Below are 14341 nucleotides of genomic sequence, written 5' to 3' on the forward strand. Positions count from 1 at the left end.
TAAAAAGCCCAGCTATAAAGCTGAGCTTTTTACTAATAGTTGTTTTTTATCCATTCTTCAGCAACTGCTTGATAACTCTTGCCATCAACATCCACTTTTTTATTTAATAGAGTCAACTCTTTAGTGGTGAGCTTTGCATCAATCTTATTTAAGACCTTCTTAATACCTGGGCTAGTTTTAAGAGATTGATCTCTAACTAATGGGACTAAGTTATATGCAGGCCAGAAATTCTTATCATCTTTCAATGCAAAAAAGTCTTTAGTAGCAAGTTGACCCTCAGTAGTTGAAGCCGGTGTTATGTCACTATCACCACGTTCTAGAACTTTGTATTTTAAACTAGGATCATAGATCTTTTCGCTCTTAAAATTGAATTTGCCATAAACTTTTTCGAGGCCAGGGATTCCATCCTCACGCTTGTCAAATTCTCCTTGAGAAGCAAAACGAATATCCTTTGCTTTCTTCTGTAAATCAGAAATCGTTTTAATACCATATTTTTTTGCCACAGATGCTTTAATTGCGATGCCTTGAGCATCAGAGCCAGGAGCAAAATTCAACGTAGTTAAATTTTCTTTAGCTACTCCATCTTTTGCAATTTTAGCAATCTGTTTTTGAGTTTTCCCAACAATATGTGCTTTTAAGTATGCTAAAGCAATTGTCCCAGTATATTCTGGATAGAGGTCAACTTGACCGGACTTTATAGCTTTATAAACAACCGAGCTTGAAATATTTGGCTTAGTTTGGACATTATAGCCTTCTTTTTTCAAAGCATCTGCCCAAATCTGCATTACAATTTTACTTTCAGTAAAATTTTTGGATCCTATTGTTATTGCCTCTTTACTCTCGACACTATCACTTTTATTTCCTTTCGGCCAAACCAAACCAGCAATTACTGCAATAAAAACAAAAATAATTGCAACTAAAGACCATTTTCTTTTATTATTCATATTTCCTCCTATATGTAATTATTGTATTTACATTTATTTTGATATATTTATAATACTAAATGTAGCAATTATTACAGTCAAGGAAATCATGTTTAAGTTTTTTTGCTAGATGTAAATTTTAAAATTACAAAAGAAGGGATAAAATGAAGATATCAACGAAATTTAGTGACGCAATACATATTCTATCTTTCATATATATTTATAAGGGGAAAATCCAACTTTCTAGTGATAATATTGCTAGAAGTGTAGAAATCTCTCCAGTAATGGTCCGAAATTTAATGAGCCAGTTACGTAAGGGAAATTTAATAGAAACTATACATGGTTCGCCAAATCCTGAGCTGGCAAGACCGCCTAAAGATATTTCACTTTTAGACATATTTTTAGCAATAGAAAAAAGTCATCATTTGTTTACAATTGATTACGAAACAAATCCTGAGTGTATAGTTGGTGGTAATATTCAATTTACCCTAGAGAAATACTACAATGAGGCTGAAATTGCTGCAAAGGCTAAACTAGAAAGTACTAGTCTTCAAGACATAATTAATACAATTTTGGTAAGAAATAAAGAAAAACAGTTTACACTTTAAAATTAATAAAAGAGCATGTTTTCGCATGCTCTTTTATTATCTACAACTTAAAAATAAAAAGACCGATTTCAGTTAAAACTATGAAATCAGTCTTTTTTAAATACAGCTCATAAGCAGTATTTTTTGTCAGCTTTTTACCAAACTATTTTTAATTGGTGTACTTTTGGTGTACACGACATTACGTTGAAGACAAAATAAGCTAATTTAAAAATACTCGAGAAGGCCTATATTAATCTTCTTTATTCTTCTTTTTTAAATCTTCTTCGACTTCGCGCTCAATATCTTCAATTCTCTCTGGACGCATTGTTGGGAAAAGTAACACATCCCTAATAGCAGGTGCATCTGTCAAAAGCATTACCAATCTATCGATTCCGATGCCCAAACCACCTGTTGGCGGCATGCCATATTCCATAGCACGCAGATAATCTTCATCAATCATATCAGCTTCATCGTTTCCGGCTTCACGTTCTGCCATTTGCGCTTCAAAACGTTCACGCTGGTCATCTGGATCATTTAATTCAGAAAAGGCATTACCATATTCTTCGCCCATGATGTAGATTTCAAAACGATCAGTGAAGCGTGGATCATGGGCATTTTTCTTAGCCAATGGTGAAATTTCAACTGGATGACCATAAACAAATGTTGGGTCAACAATTGTTTCTTCACAATACTTCTCAAAGAAAGCATTGATGATATGACCCACTTTCCAGAAGCTTTCAACCTTAATATCGTGGTCTTCAGCAATCTTAGTAGCTTCTTCAACGCTCATCTTTTGCCAAAAATCAACGCCAGTCTTCTCTTTAATCATATCTACCATATGAACGCGACGGAAAGGTTTGCCTAAATCAATGTTTGTACCCTGATAAGTAACTTTACCATCTTCTGATACAACTTTGGCAGCTGCACGAATGATTCCTTCTGCTTCATCCATAACATCATGGAAATCCCAGTAAGCACAGTAAGTCTCAAGTTCAGTAAATTCAGGGTTATGGTGAGTATCAAGGCCTTCATTTCTGAATACCCGACCAATTTCGTAAACTCTTTCCATATCACCGACAATCAGACGCTTTAAAGGTAATTCCAAAGCAATTCTCATGTACAAGTCAATATCTAAAGCGTTGTGATGAGTAATAAATGGCCGTGCTTCGGCACCACCTGGAATATTGTGCAGAACGGGAGTTTCAACTTCCAAAAAGTCCATACTGTTCAAATAATCACGGATAGCTTGGATAATTTTAGTCCGATTTACAAAACGCTCGTAACTTTCACGGTTAGTAATTAAATCAAGATAACGTTGACGATATATTTGTTCAACGTCTTTTAAACCATGATATTTTTCAGGCAATGGCCGTAAAGCTTTGGACAAAAAGGTAACATGAGTTGCGCGAATCGTTAACTCACCGGTATCAGTTTTCATAACTTCACCGTCAATGCCTAAGAAATCACCAATATCGGACTTCTTAAAGATCTTATAATTGTCTTCACCGACAATGTCCTTACGAACATAAATCTGTATTTTGCCTGTCCGATCATAGAGATCGGCAAAACCGACTTTACCTTTACCCCTTTTAGCCAGCATTCTGCCAGCAATTTTGGTCTTAGGCAATTCTTTATTTAGCTCATCTTTATCATCTTGAGAATATTTTTCATTCAAAGACCGCGCTAAGTCTTGCCGATCAAACTTTCTCATTCCAAAAGGTTCGATGCCATTTTCTCTTAATTCGTCTAATTTTTGGCGTCGAACGATTAATTGGTCATTCATTTCATTTTTAGCCAATTACATTTCCTCCATTATTAATTAACTTCACTTCTGACAGCCCTTTGTTTTTGCCTTTTTTCATAATCATCAACGAAATTGTCAAGCAAATCATAAACTTCTTGTGCCGTCCAAACCTCATTTATTTTAGCACGAGTACGTGCAGAACGGGGAACTCCCTTTAAATAGTAGGCTGCTTGCTGGCGAAATTCAGGAACTGCAATCTTTTCCCCTTTTAATTCAACTAAACCTTTTAATTGGTGTTTAGCTGTAGCAACCTTTTCACGGACAGTCTGCGGTTTGAGTTTCTCACCGGTTTCTAAATAGTGCACCATATTTTTAACTATCCAGGGATTGCCCAAGGCTGCCCGACCTATCATAACTGCAGTTGATCCAATCTCATCCAAAGCTTTTTTAGCTAATTCCGGCGTCGTTATATCACCGTTAGCCACAAAAGGAATGTCAAGCACTCGAGCTACATCGTGTAACGTTTCCCAATCAGCTTCTCCCATGTACATTTGCTTACGGGTTCTGCCATGCATTGCGATCATGCTGGCACCGGCTTCCTGAGCAGCTAAAGCATTTTCTACTGCAAAAATATGCTTGCGATCCCAGCCAATGCGCATTTTGACAGAAACTGGTTTTTGCACATTTTGGACAACTTTATGTACCATTTGGTAAATTTTATTAGAATCAAGCAACCATTTAGATCCCGCATCTGTTTTCGTTACTTTAGGAACCGGACATCCCATATTAATATCAATAATATCAGCAGCAGTATGTTGGTCAATATATTGTGCTGCTTCAAGTAAAGTATCTTCAGTACCACCAAATATTTGAATACTCATAGGATGTTCTTGCGGGTTAACCTTCATCATTGACATAGTTTTCTTATTACGATAAATAATGCCATGATCTGAAATCATTTCACAAACAACTAAACCAGCCCCAAATTCCTTACAAATCATTCTAAAGGCAGAATTTGACACTCCAGCCATTGGCGCCACCACAACACGATTGGGAATAGTTATATCACGAATTTTCCAACTGTTATCCACTAAATCACCCTTTCAAAACACCATAATATCTTAACAAAAAGGATTCTATAAGCAAAATTCATGGTACTTTTCGTAACAAAAAGTTAACCTTGATATCTATATCAATCTTTAATTACTTTTCGATAAAAAATTTTCCAGGTGCAACTCTATTATAATAACGCAAAAACGGTTTTTGGCTAGCTTCATCAACTGAAATGTTAATTACACCAGCATTTTGTATTTCACCAACCAAAGTTATTTTGGGGATGCCTAAAACATTCTGAACCAATGACCGTGAAGCTGTTCCGTGAAAGACTAATAAAACTGACTCGTCTTTGTGATTATTGATTAAGTCATGCCAGAAATTCATTAATCTATTTGCCAAATGTTGGTAAGTTTCTCCTGAACAATAATCACTATAATTTTCTTTAAAATAGCCTAATTCATCAAATACTTGCGGATATTTAGCAATTATATCATGTACATCTTGACCATCCCAGTTGCCGTAGTTCATTTCGCTTAAACGGTCATCAACAATAATTTCATGCTTGCCCTGGTTTAGAATTTCTGCAGTTTCACGGGCTCTTTTTAAAGGGCTGCTATATACACAATCAATTTTATTAATGTCAAAACTGTCTCTTAAGTTTTCTGCCTGTTTTTTACCTTTTTCATTCAGTGGTAGATTTGTTCCTGACCCGTTAATACCAAAAGTTTTATTAGTATCTGTTTGGCCGTGACGAACAATATACACATTTAGCATTTAATTTTCTCCTTTTCTTTTCATTCATCTCTTTCATTATAGCAAAATTGGTACTGACCGCATCTTTAATCTTAAAAACTATAATACTATTTTTAGTATTTCCAAATCATTTTTCAACCCAATATTTAATTTAAAATCAATAAAACTGCATTCTAGTGGCAAAATGAACAATATTAATCAGCCTTTTTAGACAAAATAGTTTTTAATTCATCTTCTGTGTAGTGGTATTTATTGCCACAAAAAGTACAAGTCAGCTCTGCTCCGTGATCTTCTTTTATCATGGCTTCTATTTGACTTTTTTTCATTGTTCCTAAAATCTTACCATATTTTTCTTTAGAACAATCACACTTGAAAGCAACTTCATCTTTTTCTAAAATCTTACAGTCATCACCTAAAATCATGGTTGCTAATTTTTCAGGAGTCAGGCCATCTAGAAAGGCTGTAGAAAGTGCAGGTAAATTGTTGATTCTATCAATAGTTTTCGTAATTAATTGGTCTGAAGCACCAGGCAATGCTTGAAGCATGAATCCACTTGCTTCACCGATAGTATTATTAGGGTTGACAAATACAGATAAACCGACAGCTGATGGTATTTGCTCTGATTTTGTCAAATAATAGGCAATATCTTCAGCAATTTCACCGGAAACAATAGGTACTTGCCCCGTATAGGGTTCCTTTAAACCCAAGTCTTTAGTTACTTCAAGCCAACCTTCGCCAACTGCTTTTTTAACATCAATATGACCATTCTTTTTTGGTGGTAATGCAATGTGAGGATTTTTAACATAACCCTTAACAGTTAAATCTGATTTGGCTGTCACAATCGTGGGGCCCACAGGTCCATTGCCTAATAGTCTGATAGTCAGTTCTTCCTTATCGGTTAGTTCTGCTCCTGCTAGTAAAACTCCTGCTATTAAACTACGTCCAAGAACAGCAGAAGAAGCTGACCAAGTGTCATGGCGAGTTTGTGCCTCTTGAACCAAACCTTTGGCAGTTATTGTTAACAGACGCAAGTTTTTTGATTTATCAATTGCTTTAACTAAATAATCATTCATTTTATTCTCCTAAAAAAATAGAGCCTAATTGTAGGCTCTATTAAATATTACTCTTGAGGATGATCATTTTCACTAGGTGACTGATCGGTATCATTAGAATTTTGCTTTCCTGTAGAATCTTCATTTTTAGATTCTGAAGAATTTAACTCATGCTCTTTTTCTTCTTTATCTAGCTCTGATTCTTTTGGAAATTCATTCTTTTCTGGATTCTCAGGATTACTTTCTTCTGCTTCCTCATTCTTTTGGGCAGGTGATTCCAAAGAGCTATCTCTTTCTTCCTGTGCCTTTTCAGAATTTACAGTGTTCTTTTTCTGAGATTGATTTTCTTTCTTTTCAGCAGCTGCTTTAGCTTCTTCATAAGTTGAAGCCTTTGATTCACTAGGATATTCCTGTTCGGTCTTTTCAGGCATCTTGCCTGTGGTGTACAAAGACATAATCTGCTTTTCATCTAAAGTTTCATACTTAAGCAGAGCTTCAGCAATAATGCGATGTTTTTCGCGATTATTTTTCACAATCTCAACTGCTTTAGCGTGAGCTTCGTCAAGTAACTTCTTAACTGCTTCATCAATTTTAGCAGAAGTTGCCTCACTATAAGGTTTAAAGCCGTACGGATTGGTTTCGCCTTCTTTTTCCAGTTCTACCATACCTAATGAGTCTGTCATTCCGTAATTAACTACCATACTGTGAGCAATTTGTGTTGCTTGCTCGAAGTCGTTAGAAGCACCAGTTGATTGATCACCAACTACTACTTCTTCACCAGCACGTCCACCCATTAAGCCAACGATTTGTTCCATTAACTGTTTCTTGGTTAACAGGAATTGATCATCCTTAGGCAGCATCAAGTTATAACCACCTGTTCTGCCATGAGGCACGATAGTTACCTTACGCACCGTTCTTGAATCACTTAAAACTAACCCACAAATAGAGTGACCAGCTTCATGGAAAGCAACTCGACGTCTTTCTTTTTGAGAAATCAAGCTATTTCTCTTAGCAGGACCGGCAATAACACGATCTTCTGCTTCATCCAAATCTGCAGCAGTAATATTTGTACCATTGCGTCTTGCCGCAAGAAGTGCGGCTTCGTTAAGTAAGTTAGCCAAGTCTGCACCGACAAAACCTGGCGTCTGGCGAGCAATTTCCTTTAAGTCAACATCATCAGCCAACGGCATATTCTTGGCATGAACACGTAAAATAGCTTCACGACCGCGAACATCAGGAGTTCCAACCAAGATTTTTCTGTCGAATCTGCCAGGCCGGAGCAGGGCTGGATCCAAGACATCGGAACGGTTAGTAGCCGCAATAACAATTACGCCTTCATTACCTTCAAAACCGTCCATCTCAACTAACAACTGGTTTAAAGTTTGCTCACGTTCATCATTGCCACCGCCACTAGCGTTGCCACCACGTCTACGACCAATGGCATCAATTTCGTCAATGAAAATAATACTTGGAGCATTTTTCTTGGCATTAGTAAATAGGTCACGTACACGACTAGCACCAACACCAACAAACATTTCAACAAAGTCAGAACCTGAAATTGAGAAGAAAGGTACATTTGCTTCTCCCGCTACGGCACGAGCAAGCAACGTTTTACCAGTACCCGGAGGACCCTCAAGTAAAACACCAGACGGAATTTTAGCACCAAGTTTGGTAAATTTAGCTGGATTCTTTAAGAATTCAACCACTTCTACTAATTCCTGCTTCTCTTCTTCTTCACCAGCAACATCGGAAAAACGAACTTTATTTTTCTTTGGATCCTCAGGTTTAACGTGAGAGCGACCAAAGTTCATAATGCCACCGTTGCCACCTCGGCCACCGCCACTTTGGCTAACCATCATCCAAAGCATAACGATGAAGAGAATAGTTGGCACCAGCATCACAATTGTAGAAATCCAGTTTCCAGACTGTGATTCCCCTTGAGTCGTCATCTTAGTGCCGCTCTTCTGAGCTAATTCCTGCACATTAGAAACGCTCGAATCGTTTTGCAACATTGTAGTTGAAAAACGAGATACTTTTGATCCTGAATTGCCGTTAAAAAAGTCAAAACTGTTTTTTGACTGGCTTTTACTTTTCTGTGTTTCCTTATAACTACCTGAAACAGTATAAACACCATTTGCAGGTTGAATGTTAAAATTCTTAACTTTTCCCTTGCGCAAATCACTGACAAATTCAGAGTAGCTGATATTTTCACTGCTGCCAGAATTATCTGATCCACCAAGTGCCCAGTTGATTCCTCCTAATAACAAGAGAAAAACAACTATATAGAAAAGACCATTTGAAAACAGCCGATTCCGGTTATTTTTCATAAAAAACCTCCACAAAGTTTCTAGAGATATACGAATAAAAGTTTATCACAAATTTAGGTTGCGCTCTAATAATTTAAAATTTCTTATTAAATGTCTTCATACAAAAAGTAATTTGTCTCATTAGAACTGACCATTTGATTAGAGTATGTTCTTTCAATAAAAACGACTTTATCACTAGCATAAATAGTTAAGCAATAGGGGCGCAATATATTTGGAATACTACTTTGAGCAAATTTTTTCTTACTCCTTGCATGATTGCCATTTTGTAATAACAATTTCGCCCCAGGTTTGATTGGACCTACCCTAATTTGTTTTTGATTTTCTGCAACAAACTGACCAATTAGTTTTTGGGACTTTTCTGGCTCCAATGAAATCAAAAATTTACGATTATTAAAAGAAAACTTTTGACCTACATCGACTTTTTGGGTTATCGGCAAAGCAGGTAATTTATTAAAAAGATAAAAAAAGCCTTGGTAAGCAATTAAAGTGAAATTGGCTAAATTCTTATTAACGCGTTCATGCCACTTATGCCAAATAAAGTTTTGCCAAAATGCAGTTTTTTCTTCATTGCTCAAATCTTCTAAAGCACTTATTTCCAAACGGTAGGCTATACCTAAAAAAGGTTCCGGTTGCTTTAACTGAGCAAAACTGTTATTTGCTATTGCAGTTAACAAACTAACTTGTTGGCTAAATCTGAGAGCATTACGACCAACTTGCTTGTTTTCCTTTTTGAGCAATGGAATCACATGATGACGCAGCTTGTTGCGCAAGGTATCATCTTCATTGTTGGTCTTATCAATCACATAAGATATTTGCCGCTTATGATCGTATAACAATAAGTCTTCTTTTTGCTTACTTAAAAGTGGTCTTAATAAAGTCATACCTTGAATTTTGCTAATTGGCTTTAAACTGTTCATTTCACTAGGATAACCAGAGCGTATAAACTTAAGCAAAATATTCTCAAGCAAGTCATCCATATGATGGGCTGTTAATAAATAATCACCCTGATTTTGCTGCATCACCTTCACCAAAAAATTGTAGCGATACTTTCTAGCAGCAGCTTCTATCCCGGTAACAGGATGTATATTTTGAGGCCAAATTCCGTCAACTGATTGAATGCCTTTATTCACGCAGTACGCAGAGATCACTTTTTCCTCTTCCAAAGAATCAGGTCTGAGCTGGTGGTCTAAATGGGCTGATATCAGCTTAAAATGATATCGTTTCTTTATTTGATAAAGCAGATCAAGCAGAGCTAAAGAATCTGGTCCTCCGCTAACTGCAACAACAAGGGTTTTACCGTTTAATGGCAAATGATTTTCTTTAAAAAAGTTATCAATTTGCATAACTAATCAAATCTTTTTCTAATTTTTTGATTTCTTTTTTAGCATCAGATACTGTTGTAGACAATACCCTGGTAAAATCAGCTTTTTTAATGTCTGAAAAAGAATTAGTATGATCAATTAAATCAGGATCATTAACTCTCATTTTGGAGAGACCAATTTTACCCTTATAGTTATGAATAATCACTACTCTTATCTGCTCACCAACATGATAATTGCTTTTTTCACGTAACCAATTATTGCCAAAATCACTATGATGAACTAATCCCGTCTTATGATGAGAAAGCGTAACAAAAATGCCTAAGTCACTAATGTTATTAATAGTTCCTGTCACTCTCTGTCCAACTTGGTATTTCATTAATTATTATTTTTTCCTTCAGGCAAATTGTAAATTGTTTCGTTTGGTTTAGAATACAAAAACTTGAACCGTACCAGTTTAGCCACGTAATCAGGATCTTTTAAATCGTTTCTTTTTGATATTAAAACTTGCTTTTGATTATTTATCTTTTTAAGAGCCTTTTTAGAAGTTTGCACTTGACTACTAATATGCTCAGTTTGAGCATGAGTAACTCCAATTTGCACGCCCAAAAAGGCAAAAATAGCTACAAAAACTGCAATAATCCGATTTCGCCTAACACGATGTACTTCTTTTGCTCTTTTTTCCTGTTTACGTTTCAGACGAGCAACCTGCTCTTCCGGACTAAGTGAATTATATATCCGTGGACCGTTCATAATTTTGACCTCTATTACCAAAACAAATACTATTTTAATTATAACAAGACCACTTATAAATGTCATTAAAGATAAAAACTAATTTATCAATTCGTATAATTCACTTGCTTCAGCTTTTTTCGTAGTTTCTTTAATAGCACAGACTTTTGCTTTGACTTCTTTTGAGCCATATCCAACTTCAATAATATCTCCAATTTTAACATCGTAGCTGGACTTAACCACATGATCATTCACCTTGATTCGACCTTGGTCAGCCATTTCTTTAGCTATTGGACGCCTTTTAACTAATCTTGAAACTTTTAAAAATTTATCAATTCTCATTTCTTTCTCCTTATTTTTGTATGATATCACTGACTGCTGACATAAATGTTACTAAATTAGCAAATAATTGCCGGTGATGGATGTTTTCAGGCAATTCTAACAATACAACTAGTCTTTTTGCTGGAGAAAAACTAATTTTAACCTTATATGTTACATGTTCAAGAGCTTTAAAAATATTCGGTCCCTGCAATTCACTAGACGCTTCTTTAGCAAACTCAACTTTTACTTCATGATCATTAACTTTAGTAATGTTGCGTGCTTGAGCCAAATCTGCTTCAGCTTTTAGCTGTGAAACAGCTAGCAGATTTTCTACCGGCTCAGGATAATTACCAAAACGATCAATTAATTCATCTTGAATTTGTTCGATATCATCAGTACCAGCCGTTTTGATCTTTTTATAAAACTCTATTTTTTCCTCCTGGTCGCTAATATAGTCATCAGGAATATATGCTTCGAGTCCTAAATTGATTTCAGCATTGCTTTTTTTAACTTTCTTTTTACTTTTACGGTTTTTAATTGCATCAGACAGCATTTGAGAATACAAATCGTAACCTACGCTGTCAATAAAGCCATGCTGCTGTGCTCCTAACATATTGCCAGCTCCACGGATTGATAAATCTCGCATGGCAATTTTAAAACCAGAACCCAGTTCAGTAAAATCGCGAATAGCATCCAACCTTTTTTCACCGACCTCAGTTAAAACTTTATTAGGCTGGTATAAAAAATAAGCATATGCTAAACGAGCACTGCGTCCGATTCTGCCACGCAATTGATATAGTTGACTTAAACCATAGTGATCTGCATTTTCAATCAACATAGTATTGACATTAGGCATATCAATACCAGTTTCGATGATTGTTGTGGTAACTAAAATATCAAATTCTCTGTTTAAAAACCGATACAGAATATCTTCCATTTGATTTTTGCTCATACGGCCGTGGACACTAACAATTCTAGCACTTGGCATTAGATTCTCTAATTCTGTTACTACGTCATCGATGTCACCGATATGGTTGTGCAGGTAAAAAACTTGACCACCGCGAGCAATTTCCCTCATACAAGCTTCCTTAATTACACTCGGTATTTGTTCCATCACGTAGGTTTGAATAGGATAACGATTAGATGGTGGGGTTTCCATGACTGACAAGTCTCGTACGCCAATCATAGACATGTGCAAAGTCCGTGGAATTGGCGTTGCAGTCAAGGTTAAAACATCAATATTTGCTTTCAGTTCTTTTAGCCTTTCTTTATGCTTCACGCCAAATCTTTGTTCTTCATCAACAATGAGCAAGCCTAAATCTTTGAATTTTACATCTTTTGAAAGCAAACGGTGCGTACCTACCACTAAGTCAATCTTGCCTTCTTTCAAGCCTTCCGTTATCTTTTTAGCTTCAGCAGGGGTTTGAAAACGGGAAAGTACAGCATAATTAACGGGAAAATTTTTAAACCTGTCCTGAATCGTTTCATAATGCTGTTGCGCCAAGATTGTTGTAGGTACTAAAAAAGCCACTTGCTTGTTATCTTCTATTGCCTTAAACGCTGCTCTTAAAGCAACTTCTGTTTTTCCAAAGCCTACATCCCCCACAAGCAAACGATCCATCGGTTTTTCCTGCTCCATGTCGTGCTTAATTTCTTTAATTGAGCGCAGCTGATCAGGCGTTTCAACATAAGGAAAAGCATCTTCAAATTGTCGCTGCAGGTCATCGTCCTTTGAAAAAGCAAACCCCTTTTCTGATTCTCTTTTTGCATACAAATCAATTAGTTCATCGGCTATATCTTCAACTTTAGATTGTACCCTGCTTTTTGTCTTGGCCCACTCACTACCACCAAGTTTATTGACGTGTGGCCTCTTGCCCTCTGAAGAAACATACTTTTGCACCAGTTTTAGCTGATCTGCTGGAACAAATAACTGATCACCATGCTGGTAAGTAATGGTAATATAATCTCTTTTTACACCATTGTTTTCTAACGTTTTTATTCCTTCAAAGCGTCCAATTCCGTGATTAACATGAACAACATAATCTCCTGGCTTTAGTTCAGTGTAACTCCGCAATCTTTGAGCATTCTCCATAGTTTTAATTCGTCGACTATGGTGAGATACCTTATTAAAAAGTTCTCGCTCAGTTAAATAAACTAGATTATTATTAGGCAAACTAAAGCCACTGGCAAAACCGCCAACGCAAATTTGAGTTTGATTTTCCATTAAGTCGTTTGACTGTACAACAGGGACATCCATGCCGAACTCAGCCATTGTTTGACTAATTTGTTTGGCCCTTTTGTTGTTATCGGCTTGTAAAATAACTGTCTGACTTTTTTTCTGATATGACTCTATTTCAGACTTGATCAAAGGCATTTGGCTGAAAAATTGCTGAGGTTCTCTAGTCTGCCAATCAAATAACTGTCCTAGTTTTATACGGCCGATACTGCGCTGAAATAATGAAAAATAAATATGATTATGTTGGTCTTGTGACCAATTTTTATGAAAGTCACTGCGCAATTCCTGTCCCGGGATCATTGCTCCAGTTTTCAATTCATCGTCAATGAAACCTGCGTTTTGTTCATCGACAGACTTAACAGACTGCTCAATTAAAGGCCAGTCATCCAGCATTACTACTCCTGAATCTGACAAATAATCTAATAAATTTTTAGGTTCAGCTATTAAAAAATCTGCCAAAAAAGCGTAATTTTGCGGTAAAGACCCATTCTCCAAATCATCTAGGGATTCTGCAAAATGATTCTTAACATCTTTTTCAGGTGCAGGAGAATCTGCTATAGCTTTTCTTATCTTTTGTGCTGCTTGTTTGAAATTATTAGTAGAAAAAATCCGATCTTGAGCGGCAGTTACAACTAATTGATCAATTTGTTTTTGACTACGTTGACTAGCTAGATCAAATTCCTTAATGGTATCAATTTCGTCACCAAAAAATTCAATTCTAACTGGATTTTCTCTATCAAGAGGGTATACGTCTAAAATGTCTCCTCTTAACGCAAACTCTCCTGGTTTAGCCACCAGATTTTCGCGTTGAAATCCCACCTGCACAAGCCAGCTGGTCAGTTCAGCCAGGTCATATTCATTTTCTGGAGCGAATTTGCGTCTTGCTGCCTCATATTTTTCTGGAGCAGACAACTTATATTGCAGTCCCTGTGGTGTGGCAACAACAATGCCCGGTTTTTGACTTAGTAAAAAATCAAGTGCTTGAATGCGGCTGCTTAATTCGTCAGGTGAAGTGACAGCAGTTTGAGTTGCAATTGATGCGTCAACCGGAAAAATTTGTACACTCTCCTCAGGCATAAGAGCATCTAATTCAGTGTAAATTTTTTGCGCTTTATTTTCGTTTTCCTCCAGCAAAATTAACGGCTTACTCAAAGTCTTTACTATTTGGCATAAGAGCAAGTCAAAAGCACCGGCATTTGCTCCGGTGATTAAAGAATTTTTTACTTTGCTAACATTGGCAATAAAATTTATCAGATCATGATCTTTTTCTATAATATTTGTTAAACGCATC

At 36.3% G+C, this 14341-nt stretch carries 12 protein-coding genes; 1 reads left to right on the forward strand and 11 read right to left on the reverse strand.

Annotated features, from left to right (window positions below):
- Nucleotides 1–32: 32 nt before the first annotated feature.
- Complete coding sequence (locus tag F5ESL0261_RS07625; RefSeq protein ID WP_122052768.1) at nt 33–944, reverse strand: glycine betaine ABC transporter substrate-binding protein; 912 nt, start codon at nt 942–944, stop codon at nt 33–35.
- 143 nt (nt 945–1087) lie between these two features.
- On the opposite strand from F5ESL0261_RS07625, the gene F5ESL0261_RS07630 reads away from it, so the two are divergent.
- Entirely contained in the window at nt 1088–1531 is a 444-nt protein-coding gene (locus F5ESL0261_RS07630) for an Rrf2 family transcriptional regulator (RefSeq protein ID WP_122052769.1), read from the forward strand.
- A 229-nt stretch (nt 1532–1760) separates the two neighbouring features.
- On the opposite strand, the gene lysS is transcribed toward F5ESL0261_RS07630, so the two are convergent.
- From lysS to mfd, 10 genes are all read right to left on the reverse strand, one after another.
- Complete coding sequence (lysS, locus tag F5ESL0261_RS07635; RefSeq protein WP_122052770.1) at nt 1761–3308, reverse strand: lysine--tRNA ligase; 1548 nt, start codon at nt 3306–3308, stop codon at nt 1761–1763.
- A gap of 17 nt (nt 3309–3325) precedes the next feature.
- Nucleotides 3326–4345: a tRNA dihydrouridine synthase DusB gene (gene dusB, locus F5ESL0261_RS07640; RefSeq protein WP_122052771.1), complete on the reverse strand. Its 1020-nt coding sequence runs from the start codon at nt 4343–4345 to the stop codon at nt 3326–3328.
- 112 nt (nt 4346–4457) lie between these two features.
- Nucleotides 4458–5084, reverse strand: a complete 627-nt coding sequence (locus F5ESL0261_RS07645; protein WP_122052772.1) for a histidine phosphatase family protein — start codon at nt 5082–5084, stop codon at nt 4458–4460.
- Nucleotides 5085–5257: 173 nt separating this feature from the next.
- Nucleotides 5258–6136 carry an Hsp33 family molecular chaperone HslO gene (gene hslO, locus F5ESL0261_RS07650; protein WP_122052773.1) on the reverse strand — a complete coding sequence of 293 codons (879 nt, stop codon included), beginning with the start codon at nt 6134–6136 and terminating at the stop codon, nt 5258–5260.
- Nucleotides 6137–6183: 47 nt separating this feature from the next.
- On the reverse strand, nt 6184–8442 hold the full coding sequence (gene ftsH, locus F5ESL0261_RS07655; protein WP_122052774.1) for an ATP-dependent zinc metalloprotease FtsH: 2259 nt from the start codon (nt 8440–8442) through the stop codon (nt 6184–6186).
- Between the two features lie 86 nt (nt 8443–8528).
- Entirely contained in the window at nt 8529–9785 is a 1257-nt protein-coding gene (gene tilS / locus F5ESL0261_RS07660) for a tRNA lysidine(34) synthetase TilS (RefSeq protein ID WP_122052775.1), read from the reverse strand.
- Nucleotides 9775–10140, reverse strand: a complete 366-nt coding sequence (locus F5ESL0261_RS07665; RefSeq protein WP_122052776.1) for a S1 RNA-binding domain-containing protein — start codon at nt 10138–10140, stop codon at nt 9775–9777. Before F5ESL0261_RS07665 ends, tilS begins: the two co-directional genes overlap by 11 nt.
- The gene (locus tag F5ESL0261_RS07670) at nt 10140–10517 is read right to left on the reverse strand and encodes a septum formation initiator family protein (protein WP_187160604.1); all 378 of its coding nucleotides are present in this window, start codon (nt 10515–10517) and stop codon (nt 10140–10142) included. The genes F5ESL0261_RS07665 and F5ESL0261_RS07670 overlap by 1 nt, the downstream gene beginning before the upstream one ends.
- Nucleotides 10518–10592: 75 nt before the next feature.
- Nucleotides 10593–10835: an RNA-binding S4 domain-containing protein gene (locus tag F5ESL0261_RS07675; RefSeq protein ID WP_034981430.1), complete on the reverse strand. Its 243-nt coding sequence runs from the start codon at nt 10833–10835 to the stop codon at nt 10593–10595.
- A gap of 10 nt (nt 10836–10845) precedes the next feature.
- Nucleotides 10846–14340: a transcription-repair coupling factor gene (gene mfd / locus F5ESL0261_RS07680; protein ID WP_122052778.1), complete on the reverse strand. Its 3495-nt coding sequence runs from the start codon at nt 14338–14340 to the stop codon at nt 10846–10848.
- Between the last annotated feature and the right edge of the window lies 1 nt (nt 14341).

This window comes from Lactobacillus sp. ESL0261, assembly GCF_003693025.1.
Classification (GTDB): Bacteria; Bacillota; Bacilli; order Lactobacillales; family Lactobacillaceae; genus Lactobacillus; species Lactobacillus kullabergensis.

Coding starts and splice junctions, on each gene's coding strand:
- hslO (WP_122052773.1), bottom strand. CDS start 6,136: ATGAATGATTATTTAGTTAAAGCAATTGATAAATCAAAAAACTTGCGT.
- mfd (WP_122052778.1), bottom strand. CDS start 14,340: ATGCGTTTAACAAATATTATAGAAAAAGATCATGATCTGATAAATTTT.
- F5ESL0261_RS07645 (WP_122052772.1), bottom strand. CDS start 5,084: ATGCTAAATGTGTATATTGTTCGTCACGGCCAAACAGATACTAATAAA.
- F5ESL0261_RS07665 (WP_122052776.1), bottom strand. CDS start 10,140: ATGAAATACCAAGTTGGACAGAGAGTGACAGGAACTATTAATAACATT.
- ftsH (WP_122052774.1), bottom strand. CDS start 8,442: ATGAAAAATAACCGGAATCGGCTGTTTTCAAATGGTCTTTTCTATATA.
- F5ESL0261_RS07630 (WP_122052769.1), top strand. CDS start 1,088: ATGAAGATATCAACGAAATTTAGTGACGCAATACATATTCTATCTTTC.
- F5ESL0261_RS07675 (WP_034981430.1), bottom strand. CDS start 10,835: ATGAGAATTGATAAATTTTTAAAAGTTTCAAGATTAGTTAAAAGGCGT.
- F5ESL0261_RS07625 (WP_122052768.1), bottom strand. CDS start 944: ATGAATAATAAAAGAAAATGGTCTTTAGTTGCAATTATTTTTGTTTTT.
- tilS (WP_122052775.1), bottom strand. CDS start 9,785: ATGCAAATTGATAACTTTTTTAAAGAAAATCATTTGCCATTAAACGGT.